Source organism: Streptomyces sp. NPDC104307, from assembly GCF_055584045.1.
Window position 1 is genome coordinate 130086 of sequence record NZ_JBVJMU010000015.1, and the last position, 14439, is coordinate 144524.

A 14439-nucleotide genomic window follows, 5' to 3' on the forward strand; every position below is an offset into this window, starting at 1 on the left:
GCCGTTCGAACGGCCTGTCGTCGGGCACTGCGGCATGTCCGGGCATGGTTTCCGGGCGCGCCCGACTGCGGATCCCGGACGCGCGGATTCCGGTCACATTCCGGATTCCGGGCACTGGGACATCAAGGGGCGAGGCCCAGGTGTCCCGGATGTTGTTCTCGATGCGCCGACGCGTTGGCCTCGTCGACGATCCCCCGGTACTTTGCTCGCGATCTTGTGAAGTCGACGTGTCAGGCCGATCCCGAGCGGCCGGTGCGGTCCTCGTCTCGTCCGGGGTCACGGAAAGGGTCCCGGTCGAGTCATGGCGTAGCACCTGGCTCGATTGAGCCCATACCCACGTCGGCCGTGGAGACAAACATGCCGATGCTTCGGAGTGCAACCGATGTCTGATCAATCACTTCCCCGCCGCACCGCCGCCGTGATTCCAGCGGCCGGCCGCGGTGTACGGCTCGGCCCCGGCGCCCCCAAGGCGCTCCGCGCGCTGGGCGGAACGCCGATGCTCGTCCACGCGGTACGGGCCATGGCGGCCTCCCGTCAGGTCTCCCTGGTCGTGGTCGTCGCACCGCCGGACGGCGCCCCCGAGGTCCGGAACCTGCTCGACGAGCACGCACTGCCCGAGCGCACCGAATTCCTCGTCGTGCCCGGTGGTGAGACCCGGCAGGAGTCGGTGAAGCTCGGCCTGGACGCGCTGCCCGCCGATGTCTCCGCCGTCCTCGTGCACGACGCCGCCCGCCCGCTGGTGCCCGTCGACACGGTCGACGCGGTGGTCGAGGCGGTACGGGCCGGAGCGCTCGCCGTCGTCCCGGCGCTGCCGCTGGCGGACACCGTCAAGGAGGTCGAGCCGGGCGCGCCGGGGGAGCCGGAACCGGTGCTCTCCACCCCGGTGCGGTCCAGGCTGCGGGCGGTGCAGACGCCGCAGGGCTTCGACCGCGACACGCTGGTGCGGGCCCATGAGCGGGTCGCCGTCAGCGGCGAGGGCGCGACCGACGACGCGGGACTGGTCGAGCAGCTCGGGGCGCCCGTCGTGGTCGTACCCGGACACGAGGAGGCGTTCAAGGTGACCCGGCCGTTGGATCTGGTCCTGGCCGAAGCGGTTCTGGCACGCAGGAGGGCGAACGATGGCTTCTGAGGAGCAGCGGGTTTCCGGGGAGCGGACGGTTTCCGAGATCTCCGGAGGTTCCGGGGAGCGGACGGTTTCCGAGATCTCCGGAGGTTCCGGGGAGCGGACGGTTTCCGAGGTCTCCGGGGGTCCCGGGGCGCGTAACGCGCCCGTGATCCCGCTCGTCGGGATCGGGACCGACATCCATGCCTTCGAGGAGGGACGCGAGCTGTGGTGCGCGGGTCTCCTGTGGGAGGGGGAGGGCCCCGGGCTCGCCGGGCACTCCGACGCGGACGTCGTCGCGCACGCCGCGTGCAACGCGCTGTTCTCGGCCGCCGGTCTCGGCGACCTCGGGCAGCACTTCGGCACGGGCCGCCCCGAGTGGTCCGGCGCTGCGGGGGTCACGCTGCTGACCGAGGCGGCCCGGATCGTGCGGTCCGAGGGGTTCGAGATCGGCAACGTCGCCGTCCAGGTCGTCGGCGTACGGCCGAAGATCGGCAAGCGGCGCGACGAGGCGCAGCGCGTGCTGTCCGCCGCCGTGGGCGCGCCGGTCTCGCTCTCCGCCGCCACCTCCGACGGGCTCGGCTTCACCGGCCGCGCGGAGGGCATTGCCGGAATCGCCACCGCGCTGGTCTACCGACCGGTCTGACCTGCCAGGGAGCCGGTCGTGCGGGCCCGGCGGACTGCCGGGCCCGCAGCCTTGTTGCACATCAGTCGCACGTACTCTGGTACGGCAATGAGGTGACGCGAGGGACGGGAGAGGCTCGGGATGAGTACGACGACAGTGGCCGAGGTACGGGCCGATGCCGACGGATACGTCCTGCGAACCGCCACCCCCCGGGATGTCGACGGGGCGCGGGCCGTGATGCTCGACACCGTCTACCGCGACCTGAGGTCCGGCTACGTACCCCGCTGGCACGCCGACATCATCGACCCCGAGTCCAGCTATCTGCGGCCGGAGCGCTGCACCCTGCTGGTGGTCGAGCGCGACGGCGAGATCGTCGCGACGGGCGCCGTGCGCGACCGAGGACCGCAGGCGCCGCCCAATCCGCAGTGGGTCGCGGACCGCTTCCCGTCCGGCACCACCGCCCAGCTGTGCCGGATCTACGTGCGGCCGGAGCACCGCAGGCACGGGCTGGCGCGGCGGCTGGTGCACGAGCTCCGCGACTTCGTCGCGCGGGCCGGCGGGTACGAGGCGGTCTACCTGCACACCGACCCGGCCGTGCCGGGCGCCGAGCCGTTCTGGCGGTCGCTCGCGCACGAGGTGTGCGACGAGCGCACGCTGCCCGGCCGGGGCCAGAGCGTCGTCCACTTCGAGCTGCCGAGGCCCGCCGCCGACTGAACGGCGGCGGCCCTCGGTCGTGCCGTTTCGCACCATTTTAAATGACAATCGTTTTCATATAAGGTCGTTGCCATGCCCCCGTCCCGACTCCGTCGCGCCGCGCTGCCGCTGACCGCGGCCGCCCTTCTCGTCCCGCTCGCCACCGCCTGTTCCGGCGGCGCGAACGACACCGGGAGCGCGTCGGGCGGCGGGCAACGCCTCCGGGTCGTCATGGCCTTCCCGCCCGCCCAGGCGATGTCCCCCTACGGCGACGACGCCGTCACCCTCAGCCGCCTCGCGGTCGTCGAAGGCCTCACCGCCCTCGACCGGGAAGGCGCCGCGATCCCCGCGCTCGCCGCCTCCTGGAAGCGCGAGAGCCCGAAGGCGTGGACCTTCACGCTGCGTGAGGCGGCCTTCCAGGACGGCGCGAAGGTCGACGCGGCCGCCGTCGCCCGCTCCCTGAACGCCGCTCAGAAGGCCTCGCCCAAGCCCCGCGTCCTGTCAGACACCGGCATCACCGCGACGGCCGAGGGCGCCGGCACCGTACGGGTCGTCACCACAGCGGCCGACCCGCTGCTGCCCCAGCGCCTGGCCAACCCCTCCCTCACCATCCTGTCCGCCGCCGCCTACCGCGACGGCAAGGTGAACCCCGCCGGGCACGCCACCGGGCCCTTCACCCTCGCCTCGGGCAAGGGCGCCGTCAGCGCCACCCTGGAGCGCAACGAGCACTACTGGGGCGGCAAGGCGAAGGCCCCCGGTGCCGACGTGACCTTCGTGGCCGACGGCACCGCCCGCGCCAACGCCCTGCGCACCAAGGCCGTCGACGTCGCCGAGTACGTACCGATCTCGCAGGCCTCCCTCCTCGGCGACGGGCTCGTCCACGAGTTCCCCTCCGCCCGCACCAACGGCCTCTCCCTCAACACCGAACACGGCGTCTTCAGCGATCCCGCGATGCGTGCCGCCGCCCGCGAGGCGATCGACTCCCAGGCCCTCGTCAAGGCCGTCTACGAAGGCCGCGCCGACAGCGCGCAGGGCCTCCTCGGACCCGGCGTGCCGTGGGCCGCCGCCGCCCGCCAGGACCCGGCGGACCGGGTGAAGGCCGCAGCCAAGGCGCAGGTCGGGAAGGCGGGACAGATCGTCCTCGCCACGTACACCAACCGGCCCGAGCTGCCCGAGGTCGCCACCGTCGTCCAACAGCAGCTCCAGAAGCGCGGCTTCTCCGTCAAGCAGGTCGTCCGCGACTACGCCCAGCTGGAGGCCGACGCCCTCGCCGGGAAGTACGACGCCTTCATCCAGGCCCGCAACACCCTCCTGGACACCGCCGACCCCGTCTCCTACCTCGCCTCCGACTTCACCTGCGAAGGCAGCTTCAACATCTCGCAGCTCTGCGACAAGCGCGTCGACACCGACGTGGACAAGGCCGCCGCACTTGCCGGAACCGACGCCCGCCACCGCGCCGCGATGACCGCGGAGGCCGACATCCTCTCCACCGACGCACTCGTCCCGCTGCTCCACGAACGCTTCGTGCAGGGGTACGACGACAGCCGCGTCCACGGAGTCGCGCTCGACCCGATGGAACGCACCCTCATCACCGCGGACACCCGCGTCGGATGACCGGATGAAGTACCTCGCCGGACGGCTCACCGCACTCCTCGCGGTCCTCGCCGTCATCGGCCTGCTGCCCCGGCTGACCCGCACGGACCCGGCCCTGACGATCCTTCGCGCCCGGTACGCCGACCGGCCGCCGACCCCCGAGACCCTCGACGCCATCCGGGCCGGGACCGGCCTCGACGGCGGCCCCCTCCACATCCTCGGCGGCTGGCTCGGCGGACTCCTCCACGGCGACCTCGGCACCTCCTGGGTCTCCGGGCAGCCCGTCGCCCCCGACACGATGTCCGCCCTGGGCGTCTCGCTCACCCTGATGGGCTGCTCCCTCGCCGTCGCCCTGGTCCTCGCCGCGGCCCTCGCCGCCGGGACCCTGCGGCGCGGGGCGGCCCGCCGCACCGTCACCGTCCGCGCGGGTGTCGGCGCGGCCGTCCTCGCCGCCTTCCCTGAATTCCTGATCGCCGCCGTCCTCGCCGCCGTCGTTGCGGTCCGGCTCGGCTGGCTCCCCGCGCTCGGCTGGGGGAGCCCCGCGCAGACGGTGCTGCCCGCCCTCGCCATGGGCATCCCGGCGGGCGCGCTGCTCGGCCGGCTGCTGGACGACGCGCTGCCCGCCGCGTTCGCCGAACCCTGGGCACGCGCCGCCACCGCCGCCGGACTGCCCGCGCGCCGCATCGCCCGGCACGCCCTGCGCCGCACCCTGCCCGGACTGCTGCCCCAGCTCGGCCTGATCGTCGTCGGGCTCACCGGCGGGGCCGTCGCCGTCGAGACCCTCTACGCCATCCCCGGCCTCGGCGGCAGCGCCCTGGCCGCCGCCCTCGCCCAGGACCTCCCCGTCCTCCAGGCCTGCGTACTGATGCTGCTGCTCCTCGGCGTCGCTGCCGGACTCGCCGCCCGCCTCGCCTCCCGCACCCTGCTCGGCCCAGCCCTGCACGACGGCGCGCTGCCCGCGCTCGTCCCGCCGGCCGCCCGCGCACGCCGGTCACTGATCACCGGCGCACTCCTCCTCACCGCGCTCTTCGCCGCCGTCACCGTCGCCGGGCTGCTGCGCGACCCGCTCCACATCGACGCCGCCGCCCGCCTCGCCGGACCGTCCACCGCCCACCCCTTCGGGACCGACTCCCTCGGCCGCGACATCCTCGCCCGGCTCGGACACGGCGCCGCCCGCACCGTCCTCACCGCCGTCGCGGTGTCCGCGGCCACCCTGCTCCTCGGCCTCGCCCTCGGAGCCGTACGCGCCGGAGCGCTCACCGAGACCGCCAACGCGCTGCCCGCGATCCTCACCGGGCTCGTCGTCGCGGGCCTCGCCGGACCCGGCCCCTGGAGCGCCGCCGCAGCCGTCGCCGCCGTCGCCTGGGCACCGCTCGCCGCGCACACCAGCGCCCTGTACGCGCAGGAACGCGCTGCCCCGCACATCGCCGCCGCCCGCGCACTCGGCGCCGGACGCGCCCACCTGCTGCGCCGCCACGTCCTGCCCGGCGTGCTGCCGCCCGTCATCCGCCACGCCGTCCTGCGCGTCCCCGCCATCGCGCTGGCCCTCGCCTCGCTCGGCTTCCTCGGCCTCGGCACCGCGCCCCCGTCGCCCGAATGGGGCCGGATGCTCTCCGAGAACCTCCCCTACGCCGAACGCGCCCCCTGGGCCGTACTCGCCCCCGCCGCCGCCCTCGCGGCCCTCGGCGCGACCGCCGTCCTCGCAGCCGCCGCCGTCCGCGGCGTGCGCCACCGCAAGGGCGCCGCGTGAGCGCCCCCGCGCCCGCGGCCACCGCCCCGGACCGCTACCTCCGCCTCCTCACCACCACCCAGTTCGCGTTCAACATCGGCTTCTACGCGGTCCTGCCCTACCTCGCCACCCACCTCGGCACCGGACTCGGCATGGCCGGCTGGCTCGTCGGCCTGGTCCTCGGGCTGCGCACCTTCAGCCAGCAAGGCCTCTTCGTCATCGGCGGCGCCCTCACCGACCGCTACGGACCCCGCCCCGTCGTCCTCGCCGGATGCGCCCTGCGCATCGCCGGATTCGGCTGGCTCGCCTTCGCCGGATCCACCGCGACCGTCATCGGCGCCGTTCTGCTGACCGGGCTGGCCGCCGCGCTGTTCTCACCCGCCGTCGAGTCGGAGACCGCCCGCGAGGCCGTCCGCCACGAGCGGGCGACCGGCACCCCGCGCGCCCAGGTGCTCGCCCGGTTCTCCGCCGCCGGACAGGCCGGCGCCTTCCTCGGACCGCTCCTCGGCTCGGCCCTCCTGCTCCTGGGCGGCGGGTTCCGGGAAGCCGCCCTCGCCGGGGTCGCCGTCTTCGTCGCGGTCCTCGCCGGGCACGCCCGGCTGATGCCGCGCCGCGCGCCCGTCGCCCGTACGGACCGGAACCGGGGCTCCGCGCGCGAGGTGTTCGGCAACCGGCCGTTCCTGCTGCTCTGCCTCGCGTACAGCAGCTACCTCGTCGCGTACAACCAGCTCTACCTCTCGCTCCCCGCGGAGGTGCGGCGCGCCACCGGATCGCAGACCGCCCTCGGCGCGCTGTTCGCGCTCTCCTCGCTGCTCGTCGTCTGCGCACAGCTGCCGGTGACCCGCTGGGCAGCCCGCCGCCTCGCACCCCGTACCGCTCTCGTCGCCGGGCTCGTCACCGTCGCCGCCGGGTTCGCCGCCGTGCCATCGGCCCCGGGCGGGCCCGCCGGACTGCTGCCCGCAGCCGCGTTCGTCGTCCTGCTCACCCTCGGACAGATGCTCCTGGTGCCGGCCGCCCGGGGCCTCGTACCGGATCTCGTCGACGACCGGCACCTCGGACTCGCCACCGGAGCGCTGTCCTCCGTCTCCGGCGTCGCCGTACTCGCGGGCAGCGCCGCCACCGGGGCGCTGCTCGGCGCCCCCGCGCCCGTCCGGTGGGCGGTGCTCGCCGCGGTCCCGCTGGCGGGCGCCGCCCTCGCGCTGACCCTTCCGGCGGTCGCGGAGGGGGAGGGGAAGGGGGCCGGGCAGCCGGTACCGGGCCGGGGGCCGAGGCAGGTCAGGTCCGGGCCGTAACAAGTGTCATCGCAATCCTCCGAGAGGTCGCGGGGCACTGGTGCGCGCCGACTACCCTTGAGGCGTGACTATTCGCCTGTATGACACCAGCGCCCGGCAGATCCGTGACTTCGTCCCGCTCACAGCGGGCTGTGTCTCGATCTACCTCTGTGGCGCCACTGTCCAGGCCGCCCCGCACATCGGGCACATCAGGTCCGGGCTGAACTTCGACATCATGCGCCGCTGGTTCGAGCACCGCGGCTACGACGTGACGTTCGTCCGGAACGTCACCGACATCGACGACAAGATCATCACGAAGTCGGCCGAGCAGGGCCGCCCGTGGTGGGCCATCGGTTACGAGAACGAGCGCGCGTTCAACGCCGGTTACGACGCGCTCGGCTGCCTGCCGCCCACCTACGAGCCGCGCGCCACCGGCCACATCCCCGAGATGATCGAGATGATGCGTGGCCTCATCGAGCGCGGTCACGCCTACGCCGCCGACGGCAACGTCTACTTCGACGTGCGCTCGTTCCCCGGCTACCTGTCCCTCTCCAACCAGGACCTGGACGATCTGCGCCAGCCCTCGGGCGAGGGCGAGACCGGCAAGCGCGACCCGCGCGACTTCGCCATGTGGAAGGCGTCCAAGCCCGGCGAGCCCAGCTGGGAGACCCCGTGGGGCCGAGGCCGTCCCGGCTGGCACCTGGAGTGCTCCGCGATGGCGCACAAGTACCTCGGCGCCGCCTTCGACATCCACGGCGGCGGCATCGACCTGATCTTCCCGCACCACGAGAACGAGATCGCCCAGGCCAGGGGGATCGGTGACGCGTTCGCCAACTACTGGGTGCACAACGGCTGGGTCACCATGTCCGGCGAGAAGATGTCGAAGTCGCTCGGCAACTCCGTACTCGTCAGCGAGATGGTCAAGACCTGGCGCCCCATCGTGCTGCGCTACTACCTCGGCACCCCGCACTACCGGTCGATGATCGAGTACAGCGAGGACGCCCTGCGCGAGGCCGAGTCCGCGTTCGCCCGCATCGAGGGCTTCGTCCAGCGCGTCACGGAGAAGGCCGGCGAGACCGTCGAGCCCGCCGCCGAGGTGCCGCCCGCCTTCGCCGAGGCGATGGACGACGACCTGGGCGTCCCGCAGGCCCTCGCGATCGTCCACACCACGGTCCGCCAGGGCAACAGCGCGCTCGCCGCCGACGACAAGGAGGCCGCCGTCTCCCGTCTCGCGGAGGTCCGTGCGATGCTCGGGGTACTCGGTCTCGACCCGCTCGACGACCACTGGGGCGGCGAGAGCGACCGGGGCGACGATCTGCACGGCGTCGTCGACACCCTCGTACGGCTCGTCCTCGACCAGCGTCAGTCGGCGCGCGAGCGCAAGGACTGGACGTCGGCCGACGCCATCCGCGACCAGCTCAACCAGTCAGGGCTCGTCATCGAGGACAGCCCGGCCGGACCACGGTGGACACTCGGCCCGCGCCAGTAGTCCTCCCGAGTGCCGCCCGGCCCGCCGGGCGGCACACTCTCACTTATACGCACGCACGTCTGAAGCAACGAAACAGGTAGGTCATGGCCGGGAACAGCCAGCGCAGGAACCGCCGCACGTCCAACAAGAAGGGCGCTACGGCCGGCAGCGGTGGTCAGCGACGCCGTGGCCTCGAAGGCAAGGGACCCACGCCGCCCGCCGAGGACCGCAAGAAGCACAAGAAGAACCGCATCGCCACCGCCAGGGCCAAGCAGGCCGCCAACCGCCGCCCCGCCCCCCGGCGCGGCGGCGTCAAGGGCACCTCCGAGATGGTCGTCGGCCGCAACCCGGTCTTCGAGGCGCTGCGCGACGGCGTTCCCGCCACCACCCTGTACGTCCAGCAGTACATCGACAACGACGAGCGGGTCCGCGAGGCCCTCCAGCTCGCCGGCGAGCGCGGCAACATCAACCTGATGGAGGCCCCGCGCCCCGAGCTCGACCGGATGACGAACGGCCTGAACCACCAGGGCCTCGTTCTCCAGGTCCCGCCGTACGAGTACGCGGACCCGCAGGACCTCACCGCCGCCGCGTACGACAACGGCGAGGACCCGCTGATCGTCGCCCTCGACGGCGTCACCGACCCGCGCAACCTCGGCGCGATCGTCCGTTCCGTCTCCGCGTTCGGCGGCCACGGCGTGGTCGTGCCCGAGCGCCGCGCGGCCGGAATGACCGCCGGAGCCTGGAAGTCCTCCGCCGGCACCGCCGCCCGCACCCCGGTCTCCCGCGTCACCAACCTGACCCGGGCGCTTGAGGCGTACAAGAAGGAAGGCATCGCGATCGTCGGCCTGGCCGCCGACGGCGAGCACACCGTCGAGGACCTGGAGGCGCTCGGCGGCCCCGTCGTCGTTGTCATCGGCAGCGAGGGCAAGGGCCTCGGCCGGCTCGTCGGCGAGACCTGCGACTACCGGGTCCGCATCTCGATGCCCGGCGGCGCCGAGTCCCTGAACGCGGGCGTCGCGGCCGGCATCGTGATGTACGAGGTCGCGCGCCGCCGCGCCTGATCCTCCGCGCCCGGCCCGGTCCCGCGTGGGCGGGGCCTGCGTGTGCGTGGCCTGCATGGGCGGGGCCCGCGTGTGCGTGGCCTGCGTGTGCGTGGCCTGCTCGTGCACCACTCGCACGGGCGGCGGCCGACGGGGGACACGCCCCGCCGTCCGCCGTCTTCGCGCGGCCGTGCGCGGGGGCGCACCGGAGCGCGCGTACGCCCCGCTGTGCCCCGCCACCACCGGTTGACGGGCCTCGGACACTTCGACGCCGTCAAGGCAGTGTCCTAAACACACATCACTCGGTTAGATGAGTGTGGACACCAGAACGCCTCGGTTCGACGAGCAACCCGCCCTGAGCATGACCAAGGTGGACTGCGACCCCGCGCAGGTCATCGTCAACCACGCCAGCTTCCGGGTACAGCTCGCACCCGGCCAGCGCGCACGGCTGCGCGGTGTGACCCCCGCCGCCGCGCCCAGGATCCCCGCCATGAGCGGCTCCGGAGCGGGGCGCGGCCGACGCGCCCCCGTCGTGTGGAGCGGCAGGTCCGCCCCCGGCGATCCCGGCGCCACCGGACTGCTCCAGGCCGTACGGAACTCCACCGCGGGCCGGCCGGGCGTCACGGGCCGCCCCGACACCGCGTACGACCCCTACGAGCCGTACGCCTCGTACGAACCAGCCGGTACCCAGGTCATCCCGCGCCTCGAAGAGACCCAGCCCACCCCGCTGATCGGCGGTCCCCGGAGCGGCGGGCCGCTGCTGCCGCCGATGCGGAAGGCCGTCGGCGCGTTCGACCCGGTCGAGACCGGTCCGGGGCCGTACGCCGCGGACAACTACCTGACGGACGACTACCGGACCGACAACTACCGGGCCGACGTGTTCGGCCCGGACGGGCCCCGCCGGGACCGGGACGGCGGGGCCTTCGACGATCCCGACGATCTCGAAGACGTCACCGACGACCGGGACCGCGACCGGAGCGGCGACTCCGTCCGGCACGCGTACTACCCCGGCCGCCGGATGAACCTCGGGGTCGTCCTGCTGCCCATGCGGGTCTTCCTCGGCTTCATCTCGATCTACGCCGGCATGGGCAAACTCTGCGACCCCGTCTACTTCGACGGCGGCGACCGGGGCTCCATGGTCAAGTGGCTGACCTCGCTGCACCCCTGGGCCCTCGCCGAGCCGCTGCGCGAATTCGCGCTCTCCCACCCCGTCGGCGCCGGACTCAGCATCGCCTTCCTCCAGGTCGTCGTCGGAGTCCTCACCGTCCTCGGCCTCTGGCAGCGCGTCGCCGCCTCGGTCGGCGCCCTGCTCTCCGCCGCCCTCCTGGTCACCGTCAGCTGGCGCACCGTCCCGGTCTACGACGCGCCGGACATCATCTACCTCGCCGCCTGGAGCCCGCTGATCATCGCGGGCGCCCCCGTCTACTCCGTCGACGGACGACTGGCCGGGGAAGCCTGGCGCAGGCTCGGCCCCCGCTCCGAGATCTGGGACCTCCGCCGCCGCGTACTGCGCCGGGGCGCAGCCGTCGCCACGGTGGTCGTCGGCCTCACCCTGCTCATCGGCTCCGTCCTCGGCGGGGCGGTCCGCTCGACCGGGGTCGTCACCGTTCCGGGGCCCAACGGAGTCCCGACCAACCAGCTCCCCGGCTCCCCGCTCCCCGAGGAGTCCCGCAGCGGCGCCAAGGCCTCGCAGAGCCCGGCCGGCCGCGAGCCCGCCCCGACCCGGAGCACCGCCCCCCGGACCCCGTCCGCGAAGACCTCCGCGCCCGCCACGGGCACGGTCCGGGAGTCGGGCCAGGCAACGGCGGGCACGGGCCGGCCCAGCCAGACCCAGGGCACCGGCCAGCAGCCCCCGCAGCAGACCACCCCGCAGCAGCCCCCGAGCACCAGCGCGGGCCCCAGCTCGGCGGGCCCGACCGGCGGCGCCGGCGGCACCAGCGCGGGCGGCCCGGACCAGGCCCCCGGCGCGGACGGCGCCCCGGACGCCTCGTCCGGCGGAGGCGAAGGGGGCAAGAACCCCCTCGGCGGCCTCCTCGGCTGAGCCGAGGCCTTCCCGTACAGCCCGGAACACATCGAGGGGCGGGCACCGGAAACGATCCGGTGCCCGCCCCTCGCCGTGTCGCGGCCGCCAGCGCTACGACTGGCCGTCCAGCTCCTTGGCCGCCTCCGTGAGGTCCTTGGCGGTGTCGATGGCCCGCCAGTACGCCCCGTGCGGCAACGGGTAGCCGGCCAGCCGGCGTTCCCGGGCGAGCCGGGGAAACGTCGTCCGCTCATGGTCACCACGGTCCGGCAGCATCGCCGTGAACGCGGGGGAGAACACGTACACACCCGCGTTGATCAGATACGGCGAGGGCGGCGACTCGATGAAGTCGGTGATGTGCCCGAACGCGTCCGTCTCCACCGCACCCCACGGAATCCGGGGGCGGGCCAGCGCCAGCGTCGCGGTCGCATCGCGCTCCGCGTGGAACGCGGCCATCTCGCGCAACGAGAAGCGCGTCCAGATGTCGCCGTTGGTCGCATACCAGGGCTGCTCAGGATCGGGCAGCCGGGCCGCCGCGTACTTCAGCCCGCCGCCCCGCCCCAGCGGTTCGCGCTCCACGACCGTCGTGACGCGCAGCGGCAGCACCGCCGTGTCCAGCCACTCCTGCAACACCTCGGCCAGGTGCCCGCAGGACACCACGGCTTCGGTCACGCCCTCTGCGGCCAGCCAGGAAAGCTGATGGCCGATGATCGGAGTCCCGGTACCAGGGATCTCGACCATCGGCTTGGGGCGGTCATCGGTGTACGGGCGCAGCCGTGACCCCTGGCCACCCGCCAGGATCACGGCCTGCGTCGGAAACGTATGCATGCCAGGCACGATATGCCGTGCCCGCACGGGACCGGTCAGCTGAACTGCGCGACACCGGAGGCGAAGGAGGTGTCGCAGACGGGACGCGAGAAGCGGTGCGCCCGGGTCGGGCCGTACTGCTCGACCGCTGCCCTGCCCAGCGCCTTGGCGATCGACATGCAGTGCCTCGCGAGCGACGGGCGCCCCTCGACGGCACGCTGGAGATCCGTCAACGCGACGGCGGGGTCCTTCTCCTGGAGTTCCAGGAGGAGCTTGTCGCGCAGGATGTCCTGAGTGCTGCGCGGCTTGGCGCGCTTGGAGACGGTCTGCGCCGAGGCGGTGAGCATCTGGGAGTCGGAGTTGTGAGATGCCCACGGCACGGCGGTGACCGCCAGGGTCCCGGACAGGACCATGACGACAGGCAGTACGAGAGCGAGGGTTCGGCCGATGCGGCGCGCGGTGTGGGTCACGCAGTGAGCGTAGCGGGCAGTGATGAATTGGCGACATTACGTCACTCGCGCGAGGGATGGTTCGAGAGTGCTTTTCGAATCCGGTGTTGACGAACCGGAGCGAAATGACCGTTGTGCCGGGGAATTTGAGGTGGGCCGGCCCAAACCCCCGAAATGCGCGTCGGCCCCGCACGGAGTCCGTGCGGGGCCGACGCCGTACGGCGGGCGGTGCGAAATCAGTCGGTGAGGCGCTCACCGGTCGAGGTCGCGAAGACGTGCAGCTCGTCCGGGCGCGGCACGACGTGCAGCTTGGTGCCCTTCTCCGGGACGGCGCGGCCGCCGACGCGGACGACGAGGTCCTTGTGCTCGCCGGCAACCTCGGCGGCACCGTAGACGAAGCCGTCGGCGCCGAGCTCCTCGACGACGTTGACCGAGACGGCCAGGCCGGCCGGGGCGTCGGCGGAGTCCTTGGTGAGGGACTTCGCGGCGGCGCCGCCGTGCTCGACGATGTCGAAGTGCTCGGGGCGGATGCCGACCGTGACGGTGGTGTCGCCGCGGTCGGCGGCGGCGGTGAGCGCCTCGCGGGAGACCGGGACGACGCTGTTGCCGAACTTCACGCCACCGTCGGTGATCGGGACCTCGACCAGGTTCATCGCGGGGGAGCCGATGAAGCCGGCCACGAAGAGGTTCGCCGGCTTGTCGTACATGTTGCGCGGCGAGTCGACCTGCTGGAGCAGACCGTCCTTGAGGACCGCGACGCGGTCGCCCATGGTGAGGGCCTCGACCTGGTCGTGGGTGACGTACACGGTCGTGATGCCCAGGCGGCGCTGGAGCGAGGCGATCTGCGTACGGGTGGAGACACGGAGCTTGGCGTCGAGGTTCGACAGCGGCTCGTCCATGAGGAAGACCTGCGGCTCACGGACGATGGCGCGGCCCATCGCGACACGCTGACGCTGACCACCGGAGAGCGCCTTCGGCTTGCGGTCGAGGTAGTCGGTGAGGTCCAGCATCTTGGCGGCCTCTTCGACCTTCGCCCGGATCTCGGTCTTGTTGATACCGGCGATCTTGAGCGCGAAGCCCATGTTGTCCGCGACGGACATGTGCGGGTAGAGCGCGTAGTTCTGGAACACCATCGCGATGTCCCGGTCCTTCGGCGGCAGGTGCGTGACGTCGCGGTCACCGATGCGGATGGCGCCGCCGTTGACGTCCTCAAGACCCGCGAGCATGCGCAGGGAGGTCGACTTGCCACAACCGGAGGGACCGACGAGGACGAGGAACTCGCCGTCCTCGATGTCGATCTCAAGCTGGTCGACCGCGGGCTTCGTGGAGCCGGGGTAGACGCGGGACGCCTTGTCGAACGTGACACTGGCCATGCTGATGCTTCTCCTTCACCGGCAGGAACGTGCCGGACGATCCGTTGTAAGGGAGTGGTCTGGTCCACTTGAGTGAACCTTCAGCGACGCTACCTGGCCATTTCGAATCTGTCAGTAGTTCTTGGGCCGCGAATATCTCCCGGCCAGAGCCCCGCACTTTTGACCGCATGCCACCAGTGGCACTTCCTGCTTCGGCACCCCCGCCGTACCGACGCACCCCTGAAGGGCGCCCCTGGCCGGTCTTACTCGGGCTCCACAGGCTTGACGAC

12 protein-coding genes are annotated in these 14439 nt (G+C 72.9%); 9 read left to right on the top strand and 3 right to left on the bottom strand.

Annotated elements, in window-relative coordinates; genetic code table 11:
* Positions 1 to 382 precede the first annotated feature (382 nt).
* From ispD to ACZ601_RS30000, 9 genes are all read left to right on the top strand, one after another.
* Positions 383 to 1129 (top strand): 2-C-methyl-D-erythritol 4-phosphate cytidylyltransferase, encoded by a 747-nt coding sequence (gene ispD, locus ACZ601_RS29960; protein WP_469543842.1) that lies wholly within the window; start codon positions 383 to 385, stop codon positions 1127 to 1129.
* A complete protein-coding gene (gene ispF / locus ACZ601_RS29965; protein ID WP_469543845.1) occupies positions 1119 to 1748 on the top strand; it encodes a 2-C-methyl-D-erythritol 2,4-cyclodiphosphate synthase in 630 nt (209 codons plus the stop codon). The genes ispD and ispF overlap by 11 nt, the downstream gene beginning before the upstream one ends.
* Before the next feature lie 120 nt (positions 1749 to 1868).
* Positions 1869 to 2441, top strand: a complete 573-nt coding sequence (locus ACZ601_RS29970; protein WP_469543848.1) for a GNAT family N-acetyltransferase — start codon at positions 1869 to 1871, stop codon at positions 2439 to 2441.
* 72 nt (positions 2442 to 2513) lie between these two features.
* The gene (locus tag ACZ601_RS29975; RefSeq protein WP_469543851.1) at positions 2514 to 4034 is read left to right on the top strand and encodes an ABC transporter substrate-binding protein; all 1521 of its coding nucleotides are present in this window, start codon (positions 2514 to 2516) and stop codon (positions 4032 to 4034) included.
* Between the two features lie 4 nt (positions 4035 to 4038).
* Entirely contained in the window at positions 4039 to 5763 is a 1725-nt protein-coding gene (locus ACZ601_RS29980) for an ABC transporter permease subunit (protein ID WP_469543854.1), read from the top strand.
* Complete coding sequence (locus ACZ601_RS29985; protein WP_469543856.1) at positions 5760 to 7034, top strand: MFS transporter; 1275 nt, start codon at positions 5760 to 5762, stop codon at positions 7032 to 7034. Before ACZ601_RS29980 ends, ACZ601_RS29985 begins: the two co-directional genes overlap by 4 nt.
* Before the next feature lie 64 nt (positions 7035 to 7098).
* Positions 7099 to 8502 (top strand): cysteine--tRNA ligase, encoded by a 1404-nt coding sequence (cysS, locus tag ACZ601_RS29990; protein ID WP_469543859.1) that lies wholly within the window; start codon positions 7099 to 7101, stop codon positions 8500 to 8502.
* 83 nt (positions 8503 to 8585) lie between these two features.
* Positions 8586 to 9542: a 23S rRNA (guanosine(2251)-2'-O)-methyltransferase RlmB gene (rlmB, locus tag ACZ601_RS29995; RefSeq protein WP_469543862.1), complete on the top strand. Its 957-nt coding sequence runs from the start codon at positions 8586 to 8588 to the stop codon at positions 9540 to 9542.
* 289 nt (positions 9543 to 9831) lie between these two features.
* A complete protein-coding gene (locus ACZ601_RS30000; protein WP_469543868.1) occupies positions 9832 to 11562 on the top strand; it encodes a DoxX family membrane protein in 1731 nt (576 codons plus the stop codon).
* Positions 11563 to 11655: 93 nt separating this feature from the next.
* On the opposite strand, the gene ACZ601_RS30005 is transcribed toward ACZ601_RS30000, so the two are convergent.
* From ACZ601_RS30005 to ACZ601_RS30015, 3 genes are all read right to left on the bottom strand, one after another.
* Positions 11656 to 12369, bottom strand: coding sequence for a nucleotidyltransferase family protein (locus ACZ601_RS30005; protein ID WP_469543870.1), 714 nt, complete (start codon positions 12367 to 12369; stop codon positions 11656 to 11658).
* A gap of 35 nt (positions 12370 to 12404) precedes the next feature.
* Complete coding sequence (locus tag ACZ601_RS30010) at positions 12405 to 12818, bottom strand: hypothetical protein (RefSeq protein WP_073733016.1); 414 nt, start codon at positions 12816 to 12818, stop codon at positions 12405 to 12407.
* Positions 12819 to 13033: 215 nt separating this feature from the next.
* On the bottom strand, positions 13034 to 14170 hold the full coding sequence (locus ACZ601_RS30015; protein ID WP_440578286.1) for an ABC transporter ATP-binding protein: 1137 nt from the start codon (positions 14168 to 14170) through the stop codon (positions 13034 to 13036).
* Positions 14171 to 14439 lie beyond the last annotated feature (269 nt).